The organism is Allobosea sp. AAP35 (assembly GCF_001295925.1).
Lineage (GTDB): Bacteria > Pseudomonadota > Alphaproteobacteria > Rhizobiales > Beijerinckiaceae > Allobosea.
Window position 1 is genome coordinate 30,132 of record NZ_LJHQ01000070.1, and the last position, 21,808, is coordinate 51,939.

Genomic DNA, 21,808 nt, shown 5'->3' on the forward strand with positions numbered 1-21,808 from the left:
GAATTCTGACATGACCGCCGATCGCTTCGAAGCCACCTACCTGATCGAGACCCCGCTCGACCTTGCCAAGGTCGCCGAGATCATGGCCGGCGAACAGTCGAGCGGCACCTTCACCCGCGTCGCCGGCGAAACCGACGAACTGCGCAGCCGCACGCGCGCGGTCGTGACCCGTATCGAGGAGTTGGAAGTCGCCGCCGAACCCAGCCTACCCAATGCCTGGCTGGCGAAAAAGGCCATCTCCGGCCCCTGGCGCCGCGCCCGCGTCGCGATCTCCTTTCCCATCGACAATGTCGGCGCCAATCTCGCCACGCTGGCCTCAATCGTCGCCGGAAACCTCTACGATCTCGGCGAGGTCACGGGGCTTCGGCTCGACACGATGACCCTCCCGGCGGCCTTCCGCAGCCGCTTCCAGATGCCGCGCCAGGGCATTGCCGGCACGCGAAAGCTGACCGGCGTCGCCTGCGGGCCGATGGTCGGCTCGATCATCAAGCCCAATGTCGGTTTGAGCCCGCAGGAGACGGCTTCGCTCGTTGGCAAGCTCTGCGAGGCGGGCCTCGATTTCATCAAGGACGACGAGATTTCGGCCGATCCCGTCCACGCTCCGCTGGCACAGCGCGTGCCGGCCGTGATGGACGTCGTCCGGCGCCACCAGGACCAAACCGGCAAGGCGGTGATGATCGCCTTCAACATCACCGACGAGACCGACGCGATGAAACGCCATGCCGATCTGGTGGCGCGCGAGGGCGGCACCTGCGTCATGGCGAGCCTCAACTGGTGCGGTCTCTCCGCCATCGAAACGCTGCGCCGCGCGACCGATCTCGCGCTGCACGGGCACCGCAACGGCTTCGGCGCGCTCTCGCGCCATCCGCTGCTGGGCATCTCGTTCCAGGCCTATCAAACGCTCTGGCGGCTGGCGGGCGTCGACCACATGCATGTGCATGGACTGCGAGGGAAGTTCGCGCAGGAGGACGAGGAGGTCGTCTCCTCGGCGAAGGATTGCGTCACCCCACTCGCCGAAGGCATCGACGACCGCGTCCTGCCGGCCTTTTCCTCGGGACAATGGGCCGGAACGGCGCAGCCGACCTTCGACGCGATTGGCCATAGCGACCTGCTCTTCATGGCCGGCGGCGGCATCCTCGCCCATCCCGGCGGGCCGGCAGCGGGCGTCGCCAGCATCCGCCAGGCCTGGGAGGCGGTTGGATCTGGGGTATCCCTGACCGACGCCGCCGCCCTGCATCCGGAACTGCGACAGGCTCTCGACTTCTTCGGCAAGGTCGCGGGATAGGCAGGCCATGACCCCGCCTCGTCCCTCCTATGGCTGGTATGGCGACGATTTCACCGGCGCCACCGATGCGCTGGCCGCACTCGCCGAGCACGATCTGGCGGCACTGCTGTTCCTGCGCATTCCGACGCCGAAGCAGCTCGCAGCTGCCGGCCCGCTCGATGCAATCGGCATCGCCGGCGCCACCCGCGCCATGGCGCCCGAAGCCATGGCGACGGAACTCGCCGCTGCCGGCCGCTTCTTCGCGGAGGCCGACATCGGCATCCTGCATTACAAATGCTGCTCGACCTTCGACAGCGCGCCCCATCTCGGCAGCCTTGGTGCGGCCGCGCGAGCGTTGCGCCCCTTCTTCGCCAATCCCGTCCTGCCGATCATCGGCGGCCAGCCCAATCTCGGGCGCTACTGTCTCTTCGGCAATCTTTTCGCGGCGGCCGGGAGCGGAGGTCCCGTGCACCGCATCGACCGCCACCCGACCATGAGCGTCCATCCGGTGACGCCGATGGGCGAGGCCGATCTGCGCCGGCATCTCGCCGCGCAGGGGCTGGAACGGATCGATCTGATCGACTACCGCAGCTATGAAGGCACCGGTCCCGAGGCCGCGCTGACAGCCCGCCTCGCAGCGGGATCGAACGCCGATGCGGTGCTGCTCGACGTCGCGCGCATGCAGGACCTCGCCGTGATCGGCGCCCTGCTGCGGCGCCAGATGGAGCAGGGCCGGCTGCTCGCCATCGGCCCCAGCAGCGTGGCCCAGGCCCTGGCGCTGACATGGCCTGAAGGTGGCCGGGCTGCCGCCTCCGCTCCGGTCGCGGCGCCGCGTGCGGGCCCGGTGCTTGCGTTGGTCGGCAGCCTGTCGCCGGTAACGCGCGCACAAGTCGAGGCCGCGACCGCCTTTGAGCGCATCGGCATCGACACGGCGAGCCTGCTCTCCGAGCCTGCCTATGCGCTGGCGCTCGAGCAGGATGCGCAGGCCAAGCTCGCCTTGGGCCACAACGTCATGCTCGTCACAGACCGCCCGTCCCAGGCTCCCGACAATGCCGACAACGTCGCGCGGGCCACAGGCCGACTGCTGCGCGGCCTGATGGAGAGGGCAACGATCGGGCGCCTCGTCGTCGCCGGCGGCGATACATCGAGCCTCGCGGTCAAGTCGCTCGACATCTGGGGCCTGTCCTATCGCGCTCCTTGCGTGCCGGGCGCGCCGCTCTGCCGGACGCATAGCGACAACGCCGACCTCGACGGGCTCGACGGGCTCGATATCATCCTGAAGGGCGGCCAGATGGGTCCTGTCGACTTTTTCGACGCGGTTGCCGTCAGCTGACGCCGGATCGGAGCGAGAGCCGCCGCGATCAGCCGCCCCCTCATCGCCCCTGCCAGTGCGGAGCCCGCTTGCCCAGGAAGGCCTCCATGCCCTCGCGAAAATCGGCGCTGGTGTAACACATCACCACGAGGTCGTTCCCATCCTCGGGGACGGCAGCCTTGGCCAGCCGCCGCAGCGCCTCCTTTGTCGCCCGCATCGTCAACGGCGCATGGCTCGCGATCGTTGCCGCAAGCTCCCGCGCCCGCGTCATCAGCGCAGCGTGGTCGCCCAGCACCTCGCTGTAAAGCCCGATGCGCTGGCCCTCCTCCGCCTCGATCAGCCGCGCGGTGAAGATGATCTCCTTGACCCGCGCCGGCCCCAGCAGCGCCGCGAGCCGGGCGTAGTTCGCCATCGACAGGCAATTGCCGAGCGTCCGGGCGATCGGGTAGCCGAAGCGCGCCGAAGCGGTGGCGATCCGGATGTCGCAGGCGCAGGCGATGCTGCCGCCGCCGCCCGTGACCGCCCCCGAGATCGCCGCGATGGTCGGGATCGGGCAGCTCTCGATCGCGGTGATCACAGCTTCGATCCTGTCCTCATAGGCCAGCGCGTCTTCCGGCGTCGCGAAGGCGCGAAACTGCGCGATATCGGTGCCAGCCGCGAAGGCCTTGTCGCCTGCTCCGGTGACGATCAGCACCTTGGGCGAGCCATGCGCGGCAGGATCACCGCAGATCGCCGCGAGCCGCTCATACATCGCGAAGGTGAGCGCATTGCGCGCCTGCGGACGGTTCAGCATGATCGTGCCGACCCCGCTGTCGACCGCGTAGAGAACCTCGTCGTCCATGCGCCCACCGCCTTCGCTCCGGAAAGGAGCGGACTATCCGGTCAGCCCTGGACAGCGTCAACGGCGACGCCGGTTGAAAACTCTCTGCCCGGCGCCGCCTCGATCAAGGCTCGGGTATATGCATGCGCCGGCGCGGAAAACACCTGCGCGGTCGCGCCCTGCTCGACGATCACGCCCTTTTCCATGACCACGATCCGGTCGCAGATCTGCGCCGCCACCCGCAGGTCATGGGTGATGAACAGGATCGCCAGGTTGAAGCGCTCCTGCACATCGGCCAGCAGCGCCAGCACCTGCTTCTGCACGGAGACATCGAGCGCCGAGACGGCCTCGTCCGCAATCAGGATCTCGGGCTCCATCGCGAGCGCACGCGCGATCGCGATGCGCTGGCGCTGGCCGCCGGAGAACTGGTGCGGGTAGCGTTCCAGCGCCTGGGGCTGCAGGCCGACCAACGCCATCAGGTCGCGCGCGCGCTGCATCGCGTCGCTCGCGCTCAGCCCGAAATTCATCGGCCCCTCGACGATCGATGCCCCGACGGTGCGGCGCGGGTTGAGCGAGCGGAACGGGTCCTGGAAGACGACCTGGATCTTGCGGCGATAGGGCCGCAGGCGGCGCTCCGTCAGCGTGGCGATGTCGATGTCGGGCACCAGGATCGCGCCCTCGCTCGGTGGCATCAGCCTGGCGATGCAGCGGGCGACCGTCGTCTTGCCGGAGCCGGATTCCCCGACGATGCCGACGGTTTCGCCGCGCCGAACCTTGATCGCAACATCCTTGGCCGCATGCACGACGCGCGCTTTCGAAAACAGCGCCTTCGAGCTGTAGGTCTTGGCGAGCCCGACTGTTTCCAGCGCCAGCGGGCCGAGCGCCGGCTTGCGATCGGCGGGCTTGAGGCTTGGCACCGCCGCAATCAGCATCTGCGTGTAGGGGTGCTGAGGCCGGGTCAGGATGTCGACGGCCGGCCCCTGCTCGACGACGCGGCCCTTCTCCATCACCACGACGCGGTCGGCAATCTCGGCAACGACCCCGAAATCATGGGTGATGAACAGAACGCCTGTGCCGCGCCGGCTCTGCATGTCCTTGATGAGCCGGAGGATCTGCGCTTGCGTGGTGACGTCGAGCGCGGTGGTCGGCTCGTCGGCGATCAGCAGCGCGGGATCGAGGATCAGCGCAGCGGCGATCATCACGCGCTGGCGCTGCCCGCCGGAGATCTGGTGCGGATAGGAGGCATGCATCCGCTCGGGCTCGGGCAGGCGCATCGATTCCAGCATGGCGAGCACCTGGGAGCGCCGCTCGGTCGGGCCGAGATCGGTGTGAATGCGCAGCACCTCCTCGATCTGGTCGCCGATCGTCAGCACCGGGTTGAGCGCCGTCATCGGCTCCTGGAAGATCATCGCCATGCGGTCGCCGCGCAGCGCCCGCAGACGCTGGGGCGTGGCCGTCAGCAGATCCTCGCCTTCGAGCTTGATCGCGCCCGCGATCGGCCTCAGCACCTTGGCGAGCAGGCCCATGACCGAGAAGGCGGTCACGGATTTGCCCGAGCCGGATTCGCCGACAACGCAGACGATCTCGCCGGCCGCGACGCTGATCGAGACATCATCGACCGCCCTCGCCCGGTCGCCGCCACCGGGCAGCGCGATGCTCAGGCCGGATATCTCGAGGACGGGCGTCTGCGCGGCGCTCATCGGCTGACCATGGTTCACCGTCCCGCCATCGTTCATCGGCCGGCCATTTTGGGATCGAGCGTGTCACGCAGCCCGTCGCCCAGCATGTTCACTGCCAGCACGGTGATGCCGAGGAAGATGCCGGGATAGAGGATGTTGTGCGGGAAGACGCGGAACAGGTTGCGACCCTCGGCCATGATGTTGCCCCAGGTCGGAATCTCCGGGGGAATGCCGATGCCGAGGAAGGACAGGATCGCCTCGACCAGGATCGCCGAGGCCGCGATGAAGGTGCCCTGCACGATCAAGGGCGCGATCGTGTTGGGCAGGATGTGGCGGATCATCAGCTGCGGCAGGCGCGTGCCCGCCATGATCGCGGCCTCGACATAGGGCTCCTCGCGCACCGACAGCACGATCGAGCGCACCACCCGCACGACACGTGGGATTTCCGGCACGATGATCGCGATGATTACCGAGGTCAGCCCGCTGCGAAACAGCGAGACCACCGCGATGGCGAGCAGGATGCCTGGTATCGCCATCAACCCGTCCATGACGCGCATGATGACACCGTCAAGCGGGCGGACATAGCCGGCAATCAGTCCGATCACGAGCCCGATCGCGATCGCCACCGACGCCACCGAAACCGCGATCAGCAGCGAGACCCGCGCGCCATAGACGACGCGGCTGAAGACGTCGCGTCCCAACGAATCCGTCCCCATCCGGTGCTTGAACACGGTGGTCGTGCCGTCATCAGCACGGATCGTGCGCTCGAAACCCGGCAGGCGGTTGCGCGTGCTGGGGTTGATCGCGGTCGGGTCGATCGTGCCCAGCCACGGCGCGAACAGGCCCAGCAGCGTCATCAGCATGAGAACGGTGCCGCCGATCGCGACGACGGGGTTATGGACGAGCCGCCGCAGCACGGTGCGCACAGGCGGGGCCGGCTCGGCCGCGACGGCGGCGAGAAGGGTTGGCTCGGCGCTCAATAGCGGATCCTCGGGTCGAACAGGCTGTAGGCGAGGTCGATCAGCAGGTTGATGCCGACATAGACGCCCGAGAACAGCAGGATCACGGCCTGGATGGTGGGATAATCGCGCGCCAGCACGGCATCGACGGTGAGCCGCCCGAGGCCGGGGATCGAGAACACGCTCTCGGTCACGACGACCCCGCCGATCAAGAGCGCGATGCCGATGCCGACCACGGTGACGATCGGCACGGCGGCGTTCTTGAGCGCATGGCGGAACAGGATCTTGCGCTCGACCTGCCCCTTGGCGCGGGCGGTGCGGATGTAATCCTCGTTCAACACTTCGAGCACGCTGGCGCGCGTCATCCGCGCGATCAGCGCGATATAGATCACCGACAGCGTCACCGCCGGCAGCACCAGCCGCTGCAGGAACCCCCAGAACCCGCCCGACAGCGGCTGGTAGCCCTGCACCGGAAACCAGCCCAGCGTGATCGCGAAGACATAGATCAGGGCGTAGCCGATGACGAAGACCGGCACCGAAAAGCCCAGCACCGAGAAGCCCATCACGACGCGGTCGATCCAGGAGCCGTGCTTGTAGGCGGCGAGAACGCCGAGCGGGATCGCCACGCTGATCGCGATCAGCATCGTCGCAAACGCCAGCGACAGCGTCGGCTCGATGCGTCCCACGATCAGCTCGCCGATCGGCTTCTTGAAGAAGAAGCTCTCGCCGAGATTGCCCTGCATCAGATTGCCGGCCCAGATCGCGAACTGCGCCAGGATCGGCTGGTCGAGGCCGAGCCGGTTGCGGATCAGCGCGATTTGCTCGGTCGTCGCATTGTCCCCGGCGATGACCGCAGCCGGATCGCCCGGCGTCAGCCGCAGCATCAGGAAGACCAGGACGGCGACGATCACGAGGACCGGGATCGTCGCCAGCAGGCGCCGCAGGATGTAGCCGGCCATCAGCCCTGGTTCCGTGCGATCAGCGTCGCCACCTCACTTCTTCTCGACATTCCAGAACACCGGCGCGGGCGCGGTCAGGATGCCGGTGAGGTTCGTCCGCGTCGCGATCGGGACATTGTACTGGCCGAGATGGACATGGGTGACGATCTCGCGCCAGCGCATCTGCACGGCTTCCGCGATCGCCTTCTGCTTGGCCGGATCGGGCTCGCGGGCGAAATCGTCGCGCAGCTTTTCCATCTGCTCGTCGCAGGGCCAGCCGAAGGCCGCCTTGTCGCAGCTGGCATTGAAGAAGCCGGCCATCACCGGGTTGAGGATGTCGGCCGAGACCCAGGAGGTCTGCATCAGGTTCCAGCCGCCCTTGTCGACCGGGTCCTTGCGGACGCGGCGCGACACCACGGTCTGCCAATCCGAGGACTGCATATCGACCTTGAAGCCGCCCTTCTCGAGCAACTGCTTGGCGACGGGCCCGAGATTGGTCAGCGACTGCAGGTCGGTCGAGTGCAGCAGCACGATCGGCTTGCCGTCATAGCCGGCCTCCTTCAGCAGCTCCTGCGATTTCTTGAAGTTCGATTCGAGCAGCCCCTCCATGCCTTTTTCGGAGGCGAGCTGCGTGCCGCAGACGAACATCGCCTTGCAGGCGTTGAAGTATTCCGGATTGCCGACGGTCGCCTCCAGGAAGTCCTTCTGGTTGAGCGCATAGGTCACGGCCTGACGGATCTTCGGATTGTCGAAGGGCGGCTGCGTGTGGTTGAACCGCATCGTGTATTGCAGGCCGAGCGGGTTGTAGTTCCACAGCTTAATGCTTTTGTCGCCGGCGAGCAGCGGGATCAGGTCGAAGGCCGGCTGCTCGACCATGTCGATCTCGCCTGCCAGCAGCGCATTGACCGCCTGCTGCTGGTCGGAGACCGCAAGCCACTCGATCCGATCGACCTTGGCGACCTTGCCGCCAGCCAGCCCCGAAGCGGGCTCGGCGCGCGGCTTGTAGTCCTTGAACTTGGTGTAGACGATCTTGTCGCCCGGCTTCCACTCGTCGAGCTTGAGCACGAAGGGGCCGGACCCGACGAATTCCGAGATCTGGGTGTTAGGGTCGGTCTTGGCCACGCGCTCGGGCATCATGAACGGCACATTGGACGAAGGCTTGCCGAGGCCGAAGATTAAGAGCCCGGTCGGGGACTTCAGCTTCACCGTGAAGGTCTTGGCGTCGTCGGCCGTGATCGTGTCGACGAAGGTCATCAACTTCTGGCCGACGGGATCCTTGGCCGACCAGCGCGTGATCGAGGCGATGCAATCGGCCGTGGTGACCGGCTTGCCGTCATGCCAGGTCAAGCCGTCGCGCAACGTGAATTTATAGGTCAGCTTGTCGGGCGACTCGGTGAAGCTCTCGACCATCTGCGGCTTGATGTTGCCGGCCTCGTCCATCGAGAACAGCGTGTCGTAGATCATGTAGCCGTGATTGCGGACGATATAGGCCGTGGTCCAGATCGGATCGACGATCTTCACGTCGGAATGCATCACGATCTTCAGGGTCTGCGCCTGCGCGAGCGAGGTGCCGGCGACGATTGCGCAGGCAGCCGCAAGTGTCTTCAAACGCCATGTCATGGTGCTCTCCCTCAACGTTTCCTGCTCGATCGACGTGCCCCGTTCTATGCAGGGCCTGTGCCACCGGTCCGATCATGCTCGCCCGGTGCGCTCACGCGGTCAACCGTGCCAGCAGTCCAGCCATCAGCCGCGTCCGCTGCGCCAGGCTCTCGACCTCGATATGCTCCTCCAGCGTGTGATAGCCGGCGCCCAGAAGTCCCAGCCCGTCGAGCGAGGCGATGCCCTCGGCGCCGGTGAAATTCGCATCCGAGCCACCGCCCGCCGAGCCGTGCTCCAGCGTCCAGCCCAGTTCGCCCGCGACCTCGCGCGCCAGCCCGAACAGCTTGAGCGTGGCGTCATTTGGCTCCCAGACAGGGCGGGTGACGCCGCGGCTGACGGTGAAGCGCGTGCCGTCATCGTTCTGCGCGCTCAGCGCCAGCATGCGCTCGACCCCGCGGTCGAGATCCTCCTGCCGCTTCGCCATGCTCAGCGCCTCGGCGCAGCAGGACGTCGGCACGCAATTGACCCATTGCCCGCCCGAGATCACGCCGACGCTGAAGGTGCAGTCGTCATCCGTCATCGCCTCGATCGCGAGCAACTGCGTCGCCATCATGCTGATCGCCGAACGCCCGTTCTTGAGCTGCGAGCCGGCATGGCTCGGCCGCCCCTCGGCGAGCAGGTTGAAGCGCGCGATCGCATAGCGCCCGGTGACCACGCCATTGCCCGGCCGGCCGGGCTCCGGCACGAGGATAAAGCGGTGCTTGCGCGCCTCCGCCATGATGATCTCGCGCGTGCCGGGGCTGCCGATCTCCTCGTCGCTGGTGAACAGCACGCTGACCGGCAGCGGCGTCTCGACGCCCGCCTTGGCCAGCGCGACGACCGCCTGCAGCGAGGCATAGGCGCCGCCCTTCATGTCGAGGATGCCCGGCCCGTAGCAGCGCGAGCCTTCGCGCTTGAACGGCAGCGTCTTGAGCGTGCCGACCGGATGAACCGTGTCGAGATGCGACATCACCAGGATGCCGGGCTCACCCCGTCGCGGATGCGGGAAATCGCCACGCACGCAATCGCCGAGTCCGGGCGGTCCGAAAATGCGCGTCACGACGGCGCCGGCTGCCGCCAGCTCGGCCGCCGCCAGATCCATCATGCGGTTGACGGCAGCAGGGTCGAAGGTCGGGCTCTCGCACTCGATCCAGGGCCTGAGGCCCGCGAGCAGGGCGTCGGTGTCGAGCGGCAAATCTGCAGGGCGGAAATCGGCGCGCATCATGCGTCTTGTCCTCAAATGCTGGCTTGAATTAAATCGTATGATTTAAATGGCTCTGGCCCTGACGATCCCCTCGCCGTCATTCCGGGCAAGCGAAGCGCAGACCCGGAATCCATCGTAATGCGCGACGGTGCCCTATGATGGATTCCGGAGCTGCGCCGCTTCGCGGCTTGTCCGGAATGACGGCGCGGGTGATGACGAACAAACGGAGATTGACGATATCGGGCTTCATGTCGAGCCGGGCCATCACGCCACGGTTCGCGTCTCGACGAGCCGCGCCATCAGGCTCGCGCCGATCGGCAGGATGCCGTCATCGAGCATGAAGGCGGGGTTGTGGACCGGCACGCTGCCGGCATGTCCCACCCAGGCATAGGCGCCGGGCACCACGCGCAGCATGTCGGCGAAATCCTCGCTGCCCATGACGGGTTTGGGTTCGGTCAGGACATTGCCGGCCCCGACGATCTCGGCCGCCACGGCCGCCGTCGCGACAGACTGCTCCGGATGGTTCACCAGCACGTCGAAGATGCCGCGGATGTCGATGTCGATCTGCACGCCGAAGGTCAGCGCCATGCCGGCGCAGATCTCGCGCATGCGCTCGCGGATCAGCTTGGCGATCTCGGGCGAGAAGGTCCGCACCGTGCCGGCCAGCACCGCCTCCTCGGGGATCACGTTATACGCCGAGCCGGCATGGATCTGCGTGATCGAGAGCACAGCGGCCTCGCGCGGATCGGCATTGCGGCTGACGATGGTCTGCAGCGCCGCGGCCAGCGAGATCGCGACGATGACCGGGTCGCGCCCGACATGGGGCATCGCGCCATGGCTGCCCTTGCCGGTGATCTTGATGTCGAAGAAATCCGCGCCGGCCATCGCTGCGCCGGGAAAGACCGCGATCTGGCCGGGGTCGAGATTGGGGGCATTGTGGAGGCCGTAGATCTCGTCGCAGGGAAAGCGCTCGAACAGATTGTCGGCGAGCATGGCCCGCGCGCCGCCCAGCCCCTCCTCCGCCGGCTGGAACACGAACACCGCCGTACCGGCGAAGCCCCGATTCTCGGCGAGATAGCGCGCGGCGCCGAGCAGCATCGTGGTGTGGCCGTCATGGCCGCAGGCATGCATCCGGCCGGGAATCGTCGAGCGCCAGGGCAGGTTGGTCAACTCGTCCATCGGCAGCGCATCCATATCGGCGCGAAGCCCGATGCGCCGGCCGGGACCGCCGGTGCCATGAAGGATACCGACGACACCCGTGCCGCCGATGCCGCGATGCACCTCGATACCCCAGGAGGCCAGCTTCTCGGCGACGATGCCCGAAGTGCGCACCTCCTCGAAGCCGATCTCCGGATGGGCGTGGAGATCGCGGCGGATGGCGACGAGCTCGTCCGTGAAGGCCTCGATCGCGGGCAAGGCAGGCATGGGCAGAAACTCCGGGAGGGTGAAGGCGATCAGCCGAAGACGGGGCCGAGCGGCGCGGTGCGCAGGCCCGGCCGCAGATGCTTCCAGGGCAGCACGGAGGGGTCGACCGGCATCGGGCCGGGCGCCGCGCAAACCAGGATCGAATGCGCGATCGGCTCGAAATCGGCGCGAAAATGAACCGAGCTCTTGTTGACCAGGATCGTCTGCTGCGTCGGCTCGATGCCGACCTGCCGGTACATCGCCTGATCGGCCATCTGCGCCTTGCGCGAGGCGACGACGATGCGCACCCCGCCGATGCGCAGCGCCGCGCAGGGGCCGAGATTCATCCGCGACCCGCCATAGAACGGACCCGGCGCGATGAAGCGGCCATCTGACAGGTGTTCGACGATGAAGTCGCCCTCCAGCGGCACATCGCCGGGAATGCCGGATTTGGCGCCGAGCGCAGTCGTGATCGTCGCGCCCACGCCGGCCTCATGCGCCTGCCGCGCCACCTCGGGATCGACGATCAGCCCGATTGCCGCCCGCTGCGCACCGTTGCGGACGAGCGCGCGCGCCATCCCCATCGTGTCGGAATCCCCGCCCGCGCCCGGATTGTCCTGCGTGTCGGCGATGACGATCGGCTTTGTCGCCCCGGCAGACAACGCCATCGCTTCCAGAACGCCCGCATCGGGCTCGAAGACCTTGCCGTTGAACGCGGCCTCGCTGGCCAGCACCCGCGCGGCGACCGCATCAGCCGCCCGGTCGGTATCGGCTTGCGTCGCGCCATAGGCGACCACCGTCGGCCCGCAATCGGCGAAATCGGCGGCAGGGAAGCCCGGCAGGAAGGAGAGCGTCGGCACGCTATCACCTTCAAGCGCGGCAAGTTCGCCATAGATCGTCTTGCACGGCTCCATCGCCGTCGCCTGCCAGGCGATCGGGATCAGATAGGGGATCTGGCGGAAGGCCTTGGCGTCGCGCTTCGTCGTGCCGATCAGCCGGGCGAGATAGGTCGTCGCGCGGCTCCCCGTGAGCGCCATGTCGACATGCGGATAGGTGCGGTAGGCGACCAGCCCATCGGCGCTGTCGACCATCAGCTGCGTGACATTGCCATGCAGGTCGAGGCTGGCGACGAGCGGCACGTCGGGTCCGATCGCGGCGCGAACGCGCCGCAGCGTCTCGCCCTCTCCGTCCGGAAAACCCTCCGCCACCATGGCGCCGTGCAGATCGAGATAGACGCCGTCCAGCGGCAGGGCCGCCGTGATCGCCTGAACCAGCTCGCCCAGCAGCGCCTCGAAGGCCTCCGCCGTGACATGGGCGGAGGGGCTCGCCGCGCACCACAGCGTCGGCACCACTTCCCAGCCCAGCCCGCGCGCCGTCTCGACGAAGCCCGAGGCGCCAACATTGACGCTGTCGACCGCGGCGAAGATCGCCTCGCCCCGCGCCAGAGCCGGCCAGCCGCCGCCCTGGATGAAGGCCTCCATCCCCGCCTTGCTCGGCGCGAAGGTGTTGGTCTCGTGCAGGAACCCGCCGAAGGCGATGCGTGGCGACATGAGGAGCGGCTCCCGGCAAACGGCAAGACCGCTGCAGGTCATCACGCCCGCAATATCGCTTCAAGCGCGAAATCGTGCCGGCTGCCCAAGAGACAGGCAGCGCCCCAGGCCAGGGGCCTCATTTCTCGACGAAGGCGCGCTCCACGACGTAAGTCGCCGGCGTCGAGCTCGAGCCCTCGACGAAGCCGCGCCCCTCGAGCTGGAGCTTCATATCGGCGAGCATGGCCGGGCTGCCACAGAGCATGACGCGGTCATGCGCGGCATCGGCCATCGGCAGACCCAGCGAGGCAAACCAGGCATCCGAGGCGAAGAGTTCGGTCAAGCGGCCGCGATTGGGGTAGTCCTCGCGGGTGACGGTCGGATGGTAGATCAACTGGGCCGAGACCATCTCGCCGATCAGTTCGTCGGCCGGAAGGTCGTTGCGGATGAAGCTTTCATAGGCCAGCTCCGAGACCAGCCGCACGCCATGGATCAGGACGATTTTCTCGAAGCGCTCATAGGTCGTCGGGTCGCGGATCAGGCTCATGAAGGGAGCGAGGCCTGTCCCGGTCGACAGGAAATACAGGTTGCGGCCGGGCAGCAGATTGTCGTGCAGCAGCGTCCCGGTCGCCTTGCGCCCGATCAGGATCTCGTCGCCGGGCACGATGTTCTGCAGGCGCGAGGTCAGCGGCCCGTTGGGCACCTTGATGCTGAGGAATTCGAGCTCGTCATCGTAGGGCGCGCAGGCCATGCTGTAGGCGCGCAGCAGTGGGCGCCCCTCGACCATCAGGCCGATCATCGCAAACTGGCCGGCCTCGAAGCGGAAGGCAGGATTGCGGGTGGTGCGGAAGCTGAACAGCGTGTCGTTCCAGTGGTGAACCGACAGAACCTTCTCGACATATTGATTGCTCATGTTCGCGTCTTCCAGTCCGACCGTTTTCGCTCCGGGTGCCGATCAGGGCAGATCAGGGCCGTGGGCGGCCCGTTTCGATGATGCCGGCCACTCCTCTGCGAAGCGCGCGTCGAACGCAAGCCGCCCCATGCCCGGTTTTGCGCCATCGCGCTTGAATTACAACCAGGCTAGACCGCCGCAGGCGCCCCCCAAGGCAGGTTGAGGCCCGGCGCCAGGCATCGCATCGTCGCCTCGATTTTCGCAGCTGACATCGCTATGCGGGAAGCCACCATACGCCGGACCTGCCGGCGTCCGGACATCGGCAATCGGCAATCGGCAATCGGAGCGAGCATGACCATCCGCGCGCAGTTGATCGAACGCTTCTTCCGCTATGTCGCGATCGAGAGCCAGAGCGATGCCCGAGCGACCACCTTGCCGAGCACGCCTGGCCAGCAGCGCCTGGCCGATCTGCTGGCGGATGAACTGCGTGGGCTCGGCCTCGAAAACATTGTCGTGGACGACCACGCCACCGTCACTGCGCTGAAGCGCGGAACGGTCGAAGGCGCGCCCCGGATCGGCTTCATCGCCCATGTCGATACGGTCGATTCCGGCCTATCGCCGGTTATCCACCCGCAGATCCTGCGCTTCGAGGGCCAGGACCTCCGCCTGAATGAACAGCACGACATCTGGCTGCGCGTCGCCGACCATCCCGAGATCGCGCGCTGGGCGGGGGAAGACGTCATCTTCAGCGACGGCACCAGCGTGCTCGGTGCCGACAACAAGGCCGCCATCGCCATCATCATGACCCTGCTGGCAACGCTTCGCCCGCAAGACCGCCACGGCGACATTTTGGTCGCATTCGTCCCCGACGAGGAGATCGGGCTGCGCGGCGCCAAGGCGCTCGATCTCGCGCGCTTCCCCTGCGACTTCGCCTATACGATCGACTGCTGCGAGGTCGGCGAAGTCGTGATCGAGAATTTCAACGCGGCGGCGGGCGAGATCGTCTTCACCGGCGTCAGCGCCCATCCGATGTCGGCCAAGGGCGTCATGGTCAATCCCGTCCTGATGGCGCACGACTTCATCGCGCAGTTCGACCGGGCGCAGACGCCGGAGAACACGGCCGGCCGCGAGGGCTATGTCTGGTTCACCGAGATCACGGGCCATGCCAGCCAGGCCCGTCTGAAGCTCGCCATCCGCGATTTCGACAAGGAGAGCTTCGAGCAGCGCAAGCGCCGCGTCGCCGAGGTCGCGAAGCTGATCGCGGCGCGCTATCCGACCGGCGGCGTCGCCTGCACCATCATCGACACCTATGGCAACATCTCCGACAGCCTCGGCGAGGACCGCCGCAGCGTCGATCGGTTGCTGGCGGCGATGGTCGTTCTCGGCATCGCGCCGAAGCTGATCCCGATGCGCGGTGGCACGGATGGGGCGGCGCTGTCGGCAAGGGGGCTGCCGACCCCGAACTTCTTCACCGGCGCCTACAATTTCCATTCGCGCTTCGAGTTTTTGCCGGTGCCGGCGTTCGAGACCTCCTTCGCGCTCGCCCGCGCGATCTGCCTGGCTGGCACTGACAATCCAGCCGAAGAAACGCCGCCTGCAGCCCAAGTTTAGCGCTGGGCTGATGCAAAAAAGCGATTCCCACCCGTTGGCGATATGCTCTAGAAGTCTCCTGCTTCGGTTGCGCTGTGCATACGAAGTTCTCGACCGGCTCCATCCGGCGCGATGGCCCTGAAGAGCGGACTTGCATGCCCGAAGCCGATCCAGCCCAGGTTCCGCCTTCAGCAGTGGCTCCACATTTCCTGAAGGGCGACAGCGAACTCGCCGCCCTGATCGCCACCTTCGACTGGTCCGCAACCAGCCTGGGGGCGATCGAGCACTGGCCGCAGACGGTCCGTTCGATCGTCGGCATGATGCTGCAATCGCCGGTCCCCATCGTGACGCTGTGGGGCGAGCCGGGTGTGATGATCTACAACGACGCCTATTCGGTCTTCGCCGGCGGGCGCCATCCCCGGCTGCTGGGGTCGAATGTGCGCGAAGGCTGGCCGGAGGTCGCCGATTTCAACGACAATGTCGTGCGGACGGTTTTCCGGCAGGGCCAGACCCTCTCCTACAAGGATCAGGAGCTGACTCTGAACCGTGGCGGCGGCCCGGCCCAGGTCTGGATGAACCTGGATTACTCCCCCCTTCTCGGTGGTGACGGAGCGCCGCTCGGCGTGATCGCCTTCGTGGTCGAGACCACAGAAAAGGTCGTGGCCGACCGTCAGCTGCGCGATGAACGCCTGCGGCTGCAGCAGATGTACGAGCAGGCGCCCTCCTTCATGGCGATGCTGGATGGCCCCGAACACCGCTTCACCCTGGTGAACGAGGCCTATCAGCAGTTGATCGGCCATCGCGAGGTTATGGGGAAGCCGGTTGCCGAAGCTCTGCCCGATGCCGTCGAACAGGGCTATCTCAGCATTCTCGACGAGGTGTTTTCGAGCGGCCGGACCTATCGAACAGCAGGCGCCCGCTTCGTTCTGCAATCCGGCGAGGGCACCGCGCCGCAGACCCGCTATGTCGATTTCGTCTTCCAGCCCATTGCCGACGCCACCGGCAAGGTGACCGGCATCTTCGTCGACGGCATCGACGTCACCGACCGCATCACCGCCCAGGAGGCCATCCGCGCCAGCGAGGCGCAGTTTCGCACCTTCGCCCAGGCGATGCCCAACCATGTCTGGACCGCGCCGCCCGACGGCCTGCTCGACTGGTTCAACGAGCGCATCAGCGAATATAGCGGCCGCGAGCCCCAGGAACTGCTCGGCGCGCGCTGGACGGAGATCGTCCATCCCGACGACCGCAGCGAGGCCAGCCGGCAATGGCAGGCGGCACTCGTCTCCGGCGAACGCTATCAGACCGAATTTCGCATCCGCAACGCCGCCGGCGAGGACCGCTGGCATCTCGTCCGTGCACTGCCGATCCGTGCCGAGACGGGCGAAATCATCCGCTGGATCGGCACCAACACCGATATTCACGAGCAGAAACTCGCCGAGGTCGAGACCGCCAAGGACCGCAACCGGCTCTGGACGCTGTCGCAGGAGTTGATGCTCGTCTGCGACTACGCAGGCGTCGTCACCGCCGTGAACCCGTCCGCGCAGCGCCTTCTCGGCTGGAGCGAAGCCGAGATGATCGGCAAGACGCTGGCGGATTTTCTCCACCCAGACGATCTCGCAAGAACAGCGGCCGAGGTCGGCCGGCTGGCGCAGGGCGCCACCACCCTGGCGTTCGAGAATCGATATCGCTGCAAGGAAGGCGGCTATCGCCTGCTCGACTGGACAGCCGTGCCCGATGCAGGACGCATCCATGCGATCGGGCGCGACATCACCGAGGAGCGCCGGGCGACGCGCGACCGCGACCGGATCTGGAACCTCTCGCCCGTTCTCAAAGTCGTAGCGTCCCGCACAGGCGCGATCACCGCGGTCAATCCGACCTGGAGCAAGGTCCTGGGCTGGCTGCCGCAGGAAACGATCGGGCGCGACATCCTCGAATTCGTCGAGCCCGCGGACCGCGCGGGCGCCGCCACCAGGCTGACGCGGCTCTCCGAGGGCGCACCGATCGTGACCTCCGAAAGCGCCATTCTGACCAGCGATGGGGGGCGGCGGCGCATCGCCTGGACAAGCGTGCCCGACGGCGAAACCATCTATGCCTTCGGGCGCGACATCACCGCCGAGACCGAAGCCGCGGCCGCGCTCGCCAGCAGCGAGGCTGCATTGCGCCAGGCTCAGAAGATGGAAGCCATCGGCCAGCTCACCGGCGGCGTCGCCCATGACTTCAACAACCTGCTTCAGGTTGTCAGCGGCAATCTCCAGCTGTTGTCGCGCGACATCGCCGGCAACGACACGGCGTCGCGACGCATCCACAATGCGATGGAAGGCGTCGCGCGCGGCTCCCGCCTCGCCTCGCAGTTGCTCGCCTTCGGGCGTCGCCAGCCGCTCGCGCCCAAGGTCATCAATCTCGGCAAGCTCATCCGAGGCATGGACGAGATGCTGCGGCGGGCGCTGGGCGAGACGATCGAGATCGAAAGCGTCGTCGCGGGGGGCTTGTGGAACACGCTGGTCGACCCCGGCAATGTCGAGAACGCGCTGCTCAACCTTGCCATCAACGCCCGCGATGCGATGGAGGGCAGCGGCAAGCTGACGATCGAGGCCGGCAATGCCGTGCTCGACAGCGCCTATGCCCGCCAGCATCACGACGTCGTGCCCGGCCGCTATGTCATGCTGGCCGTCACCGACACAGGCTCCGGCATCCCCCCTGACATTCTCGACAAGGTCTTCGAACCCTTTTTCAGCACCAAGCCGGAGGGCAAGGGCACGGGGCTGGGCCTCTCCATGGTTTATGGCTTCGTCAAGCAGTCGGGCGGCCATGTGAAGATCTACAGCGAGCCCGGCGAAGGCACGACCATCCGCCTCTACCTGCCGCGCTCCGCCGAGGCCGAGCACGAACTGGTCTCCCATGAGTCTGGCCCCATCGCCGGAGGCACCGAAACCATTCTGGTTGCCGAGGACGACAAGGGCGTGCGCGAGACCGTGATCGAGACCCTGACCGATCTCGGCTACCGCGTTCTGCAGGCACCGGATGCGAAATCCGCGCTGGCCATCGTCGAGAGCGGGATTCCCATCGATCTGCTCTTCACCGATGTGGTCATGCCCGGCCCGATGAAGAGCACCGAGCTTGCCCGCAAGGCGGTCGAGCGGTTGCCGGGTCTCAGTGTGCTGTTCACCTCGGGCTACACCGAGAACTCGATCGTCCACGAGGGCCGCCTCGATGAAGGCGTCGAGCTCCTGAGCAAGCCCTATTCGCTGGAGCAATTGGCGCGCAAGGTCCGCCACCAGCTCGGCAATAGCGCCCAGCGCCAGCAGCAGGAGCCTTCGCAGGACCCGGTCCCCGTCGCCCAGGCCGCCCCCGCCGACACCGGCAGGCTCACCATCCTGCTCTGCGAGGATGACGCGCTGATCGCCATGGCAACGGTCGACATGCTGGAGGATCTTGGCCATGCGGTCGTCGAAGCCGGCAGCGCGAAGGAGGCGCTGGCCCTTTTCGACAAGCATCGGGTCGACATCCTGCTGACCGATGTCGGTTTGCCGGACATGCCTGGCACGGTGCTGGTCGAGAAGGCGCGTGCGACGCGGCCAGACCTGCCGGTGATCTACGCGACGGGCCATTCCACCGTCGAGGGCGCCCAGACCAATACGCGGACGGCGCTCGTCGTCAAACCCTACAGAACGGCAGACCTGACCGCCGCCATCGCGAAGGTCACGGCCTCGGCGGACGACGCGGGCTGAAAGCTCTTCAAGATTAATTCCCGCTTCTTGCGTCCGGAAGCCTGTTTCTCGCGTTCCCGACACAGATGGACCGGGAACCCTTCCAGATGATTTTGCCTGACCTGTCGCGCCGCACCGCCCTGACAATGATCGGAGCGGGCCTGCTGCCCGCCTGCACCTCGCTATCCTCGACCGGACGGGGCGAAGGCGCCCGCGATCTCGCCTTCGGCCCTCACCCGCGGCAGAAGCTCGACGTCTATGTCCCGCCCGGCGGCGGCCAGAACCGTCCGGTGGTCTTCTTCATCTATGGCGGCTCCTGGTCGGGCGGTTCTCGCGGCACCTATGCGCTGGTCGGGGAGGCATTCGCCGCACGCGGCTATGTCACGGTGATCGCCGATTACCGCCTGGTGCCAGAAGTCCGGTTCCCGGTCTTCATCGAGGATGGCGCGCTGGCCTTGCGCTTCGTGGCCGACTCCATCACCGACTACGGCGGAGACCCCGGCCGCATCCACCTCGTCGGCCATTCGGCCGGCGCCTATAACGCCATGATGCTGGCGCTCGACCGGCGCTATCTCGCAACAGCGGGCGTCGGTGCGCGCAGCATCCGCGCGGCAGTCGGGCTGTCTGGTCCCTACGACTTCCTGCCGCTCGAAGGAGCCGTCACCACGGCCGCCTTCGGCCAGGCCCGCAACCTATCGCAGACCCAGCCGATCAACGTCGTGCGCCGTGACACGCCGCCCATCCTGCTGGCCACCGGTAGCGCCGACCGAACCGTCCTGCCGAAGAACACGCAGACGCTCGCAGCCCGGCTGCGGCAGGTCGGTGCGCCGGTCACGGTCGAGGTCTATGAAGGCCTGGGACATGCCGAGCCTGCTCTGGCGCTGACCCCGCTTTTCAGCTGGCGGGCGCCGGTCCTCGACGACATCATCGCCTTCTTCGAGAGCCGCAACGGCCGCCCTTGAGCGTGCCGGCGCGGCGCTGACTCAGCGAGAGGCCGGAACGCTGCGCGCGCTGTCGAGCGTGATCGCAAACAGGCCGACATCGGTCGCGGCGCTGCGAAATCCGCCCTCGCAATAGCAGAGGTAGAATTCCCACATCCGGCGGAACGGCTCGTCAAAACCCAACGGCCCGATCGTCTGCCACTGCACGAGGAAGCGGCGGCGCCATTCCTGCAGGGTGAGCGCGTAGCTGTCGCCGAAGCTGAACATCTCCGCCAGGCTCAAACCCGCGGCGGCGATCTGCTCGCGCATCGCAGTCGGCGACGGCAACAGCCCGCCCGGGAAGATATAGTGCTGGATGAAGTCCGCGCCGCTGGCATAGGACGCAAAGCGGCTGTCCTCGATCGTGATCGCCTGCAGCACGATCCGCCCATCGGGCTTCAGGCAGTCGCGCAGGGTCGAGAAATAGCTCGGCCAGAATTCGCGCCCGACGGCCTCGATCATCTCGATGGACACGATGCGGTCGAACTGTCCGGTGACGTCGCGATAATCCTGCAGGCGCAGATCGACCTGGCCCGACAGCCCCGCCGCGTCGACACGCTGCTGGGCATAGGCAAGTTGCGAGGGCGAGAGCGTGATGCCGGTGACATGGCAGCCCTCGCGGGCGAGCCGCTCCGCCAGCGCGCCCCAGCCGCAGCCGATCTCGAGCACGCGTTCGCCGCCGGTCAGCTGCAGCCGCTCCACGATAAGATCGAGCTTGGCGGCCTGCGCCTCCTCCAGCGTCTGGCCCGGTTGCGTGAAGAGAGCAGAGGAATAGGTCATGCTCTCGTCGAGCCATTTGGCGTAGAAGGCGTTGCCGAGATCGTAATGCGCGGTGATGTTGCGGGCGCTGCCGCGCTTGGTGTTCGCTCGGCCCAGATGCAGGGCCCGGGTGATCATCCGCGCCGGCCAGGAGCCGGAGATCATCGCCCGCAGCGTATGGTCGTTCACGGCGGCGAGCTCGATCACGGCCGTCATGTCGGGGCTGCTGAAATCGCCGTCGCAATAGGCCCGTGCAAAGCCGATATCGCTCTGGAGAACAAGGCGCCGGATCGCACGCCAGCGCTTGAGCACGATCGTCGCCTCGGGCCCTTCCGCGGGACCCTGCTGCACGAGCACATCGCCCTCCGGCGTCACCACGGTGAGCGTGCCGCGGGCGAGCCGCGCCATCAGCCTCGCCAGAAACGCACGCGAAAGGCCCAGGCTCCAATCCAAGGATGGTTTGACTGGATGATCGATGGGCTTCTGCTGCATCTCTCTCATCGTCATGGTCACCTTACCGATCCCGCTGGAACGCAGCCCCGGTCTCGACGTTGGTTGAGGGCGCCGAACGTCGCCGCCCCCCTCCGCCGGCGGGGTTAGTGGACATTCATACGCTGCATCGAGGCAAACAGATTTACACGGCGGGGCGATGCCGACGCCGCCGACCGATCCGTCCGGCGGCAATGGTCGTATCTGCCAGTAACAGATCGGAGAGCGTCATGACTTTCATTGCGGGTTATCTCGTTTTTCTCCTCGTCTTCGGCGTCATCGACGTGATCTGGCTGTCAGTCATGGCCGGCGCTCTGTATCGCCCGGCTCTCGGCCATGTACTTCTCGAAAAAATTCGCTGGGCCCCAGCACTGTTGTTCTATTTCGCCTTCCCGGCGCTCTTGATCCATTTCGCGCTGATGCCGGCCCTGCAGGCCGGCTCGGCCATGGCAGCCTTCCGCGATGGCGCGCTCCTCGGTCTGCTCGCCTATGGCACCTACGACCTGACAAACTACGCGACGCTGCGCCCCTGGACGCTCAAGATCACGATCGCCGATCTGGTCTATGGCGGCGTCGTCGCGGGCGCCTCGACGCTTGCGGCCTATGTGGGTGTGGTGACGATGAGAGGCTGGGGCTGGCTCTGA

At 66.7% G+C, this 21,808-nt stretch carries 17 protein-coding genes; 6 read left to right on the plus strand and 11 right to left on the minus strand.

The annotated features are described in order from the left end of the window. Positions 1 to 10 precede the first annotated feature (10 nt). Together IP69_RS19715 and IP69_RS19720 are read left to right on the plus strand one after the other, a co-directional pair. On the plus strand, positions 11 to 1,285 hold the full coding sequence (locus tag IP69_RS19715; protein WP_054144536.1) for a ribulose-bisphosphate carboxylase large subunit family protein: 1,275 nt from the start codon (positions 11 to 13) through the stop codon (positions 1,283 to 1,285). 7 nt (positions 1,286 to 1,292) lie between these two features. Beyond that, positions 1,293 to 2,597, plus strand: coding sequence for a four-carbon acid sugar kinase family protein (locus IP69_RS19720; protein WP_054144537.1), 1,305 nt, complete (start codon positions 1,293 to 1,295; stop codon positions 2,595 to 2,597). 40 nt (positions 2,598 to 2,637) lie between these two features. Here IP69_RS19720 and IP69_RS19725 read toward each other — a convergent pair whose 3' ends face one another. The 10 genes from IP69_RS19725 to IP69_RS19765 all read right to left on the minus strand — a co-directional run bounded on the left by IP69_RS19725 (position 2,638) and on the right by IP69_RS19765 (position 13,660). Next, positions 2,638 to 3,417: an enoyl-CoA hydratase/isomerase family protein gene (locus IP69_RS19725; RefSeq protein ID WP_054144538.1), complete on the minus strand. Its 780-nt coding sequence runs from the start codon at positions 3,415 to 3,417 to the stop codon at positions 2,638 to 2,640. A 41-nt stretch (positions 3,418 to 3,458) separates the two neighbouring features. Next, a complete protein-coding gene (locus tag IP69_RS19730) occupies positions 3,459 to 5,096 on the minus strand; it encodes an ABC transporter ATP-binding protein (protein WP_054144585.1) in 1,638 nt (545 codons plus the stop codon). 32 nt (positions 5,097 to 5,128) lie between these two features. Continuing rightward, positions 5,129 to 6,001, minus strand: coding sequence for an ABC transporter permease (locus IP69_RS19735; protein ID WP_282568251.1), 873 nt, complete (start codon positions 5,999 to 6,001; stop codon positions 5,129 to 5,131). A 50-nt stretch (positions 6,002 to 6,051) separates the two neighbouring features. After that, positions 6,052 to 6,993: an ABC transporter permease gene (locus IP69_RS19740; protein ID WP_054144540.1), complete on the minus strand. Its 942-nt coding sequence runs from the start codon at positions 6,991 to 6,993 to the stop codon at positions 6,052 to 6,054. Positions 6,994 to 7,026: 33 nt separating this feature from the next. Next, on the minus strand, positions 7,027 to 8,592 hold the full coding sequence (locus IP69_RS19745) for an ABC transporter substrate-binding protein (RefSeq protein WP_054144541.1): 1,566 nt from the start codon (positions 8,590 to 8,592) through the stop codon (positions 7,027 to 7,029). Between the two features lie 91 nt (positions 8,593 to 8,683). Continuing rightward, a complete protein-coding gene (locus IP69_RS19750; RefSeq protein ID WP_248306908.1) occupies positions 8,684 to 9,835 on the minus strand; it encodes a M20/M25/M40 family metallo-hydrolase in 1,152 nt (383 codons plus the stop codon). Positions 9,836 to 9,911: 76 nt separating this feature from the next. Further along, a complete protein-coding gene (locus IP69_RS22020) occupies positions 9,912 to 10,079 on the minus strand; it encodes a hypothetical protein (RefSeq protein WP_156323567.1) in 168 nt (55 codons plus the stop codon). After that, positions 10,079 to 11,239: a M20 aminoacylase family protein gene (locus tag IP69_RS19755; protein WP_054144542.1), complete on the minus strand. Its 1,161-nt coding sequence runs from the start codon at positions 11,237 to 11,239 to the stop codon at positions 10,079 to 10,081. Before IP69_RS19755 ends, IP69_RS22020 begins: the two co-directional genes overlap by 1 nt. A 29-nt stretch (positions 11,240 to 11,268) precedes the next feature. Then, complete coding sequence (locus IP69_RS19760; RefSeq protein ID WP_054144587.1) at positions 11,269 to 12,768, minus strand: M81 family metallopeptidase; 1,500 nt, start codon at positions 12,766 to 12,768, stop codon at positions 11,269 to 11,271. 118 nt (positions 12,769 to 12,886) lie between these two features. Further along, a complete protein-coding gene (locus IP69_RS19765) occupies positions 12,887 to 13,660 on the minus strand; it encodes a ferredoxin--NADP reductase (protein WP_054144543.1) in 774 nt (257 codons plus the stop codon). A gap of 330 nt (positions 13,661 to 13,990) precedes the next feature. Here IP69_RS19765 and pepT point away from each other — a divergent pair, with 330 nt between their 5' ends. The 3 genes from pepT to IP69_RS19780 all read left to right on the plus strand — a co-directional run bounded on the left by pepT (position 13,991) and on the right by IP69_RS19780 (position 19,898). Beyond that, entirely contained in the window at positions 13,991 to 15,250 is a 1,260-nt protein-coding gene (gene pepT / locus IP69_RS19770) for a peptidase T (RefSeq protein WP_054144588.1), read from the plus strand. Positions 15,251 to 15,384: 134 nt separating this feature from the next. Beyond that, positions 15,385 to 18,957, plus strand: coding sequence for a PAS domain S-box protein (locus tag IP69_RS19775; protein WP_082359486.1), 3,573 nt, complete (start codon positions 15,385 to 15,387; stop codon positions 18,955 to 18,957). Between the two features lie 86 nt (positions 18,958 to 19,043). Next, entirely contained in the window at positions 19,044 to 19,898 is an 855-nt protein-coding gene (locus IP69_RS19780; protein ID WP_054144589.1) for an alpha/beta hydrolase, read from the plus strand. 21 nt (positions 19,899 to 19,919) lie between these two features. Here IP69_RS19780 and IP69_RS19785 read toward each other — a convergent pair whose 3' ends face one another. After that, positions 19,920 to 21,083: a cyclopropane-fatty-acyl-phospholipid synthase family protein gene (locus IP69_RS19785; RefSeq protein ID WP_248306909.1), complete on the minus strand. Its 1,164-nt coding sequence runs from the start codon at positions 21,081 to 21,083 to the stop codon at positions 19,920 to 19,922. Between the two features lie 311 nt (positions 21,084 to 21,394). Here IP69_RS19785 and IP69_RS19790 point away from each other — a divergent pair, with 311 nt between their 5' ends. Further along, positions 21,395 to 21,808 carry a DUF2177 family protein gene (locus IP69_RS19790; protein ID WP_054144545.1) on the plus strand — a complete coding sequence of 138 codons (414 nt, stop codon included), beginning with the start codon at positions 21,395 to 21,397 and terminating at the stop codon, positions 21,806 to 21,808.

Coding starts and splice junctions, on each gene's coding strand:
- IP69_RS19715 (WP_054144536.1), top strand. CDS start 11: ATGACCGCCGATCGCTTCGAAGCCACCTACCTGATCGAGACCCCGCTC.
- IP69_RS19720 (WP_054144537.1), top strand. CDS start 1,293: ATGACCCCGCCTCGTCCCTCCTATGGCTGGTATGGCGACGATTTCACC.
- IP69_RS19725 (WP_054144538.1), bottom strand. CDS start 3,417: ATGGACGACGAGGTTCTCTACGCGGTCGACAGCGGGGTCGGCACGATC.
- IP69_RS19730 (WP_054144585.1), bottom strand. CDS start 5,096: ATGAGCGCCGCGCAGACGCCCGTCCTCGAGATATCCGGCCTGAGCATC.
- IP69_RS19740 (WP_054144540.1), bottom strand. CDS start 6,993: ATGGCCGGCTACATCCTGCGGCGCCTGCTGGCGACGATCCCGGTCCTC.
- IP69_RS19745 (WP_054144541.1), bottom strand. CDS start 8,592: ATGACATGGCGTTTGAAGACACTTGCGGCTGCCTGCGCAATCGTCGCC.
- IP69_RS19750 (WP_248306908.1), bottom strand. CDS start 9,835: ATGATGCGCGCCGATTTCCGCCCTGCAGATTTGCCGCTCGACACCGAC.
- IP69_RS22020 (WP_156323567.1), bottom strand. CDS start 10,079: ATGGCCCGGCTCGACATGAAGCCCGATATCGTCAATCTCCGTTTGTTC.
- IP69_RS19755 (WP_054144542.1), bottom strand. CDS start 11,239: ATGCCTGCCTTGCCCGCGATCGAGGCCTTCACGGACGAGCTCGTCGCC.
- IP69_RS19760 (WP_054144587.1), bottom strand. CDS start 12,768: ATGTCGCCACGCATCGCCTTCGGCGGGTTCCTGCACGAGACCAACACC.
- IP69_RS19765 (WP_054144543.1), bottom strand. CDS start 13,660: ATGAGCAATCAATATGTCGAGAAGGTTCTGTCGGTTCACCACTGGAAC.
- pepT (WP_054144588.1), top strand. CDS start 13,991: ATGACCATCCGCGCGCAGTTGATCGAACGCTTCTTCCGCTATGTCGCG.
- IP69_RS19775 (WP_082359486.1), top strand. CDS start 15,385: ATGCCCGAAGCCGATCCAGCCCAGGTTCCGCCTTCAGCAGTGGCTCCA.
- IP69_RS19780 (WP_054144589.1), top strand. CDS start 19,044: ATGATTTTGCCTGACCTGTCGCGCCGCACCGCCCTGACAATGATCGGA.
- IP69_RS19785 (WP_248306909.1), bottom strand. CDS start 21,083: ATGGCGCGGCTCGCCCGCGGCACGCTCACCGTGGTGACGCCGGAGGGC.
- IP69_RS19790 (WP_054144545.1), top strand. CDS start 21,395: ATGACTTTCATTGCGGGTTATCTCGTTTTTCTCCTCGTCTTCGGCGTC.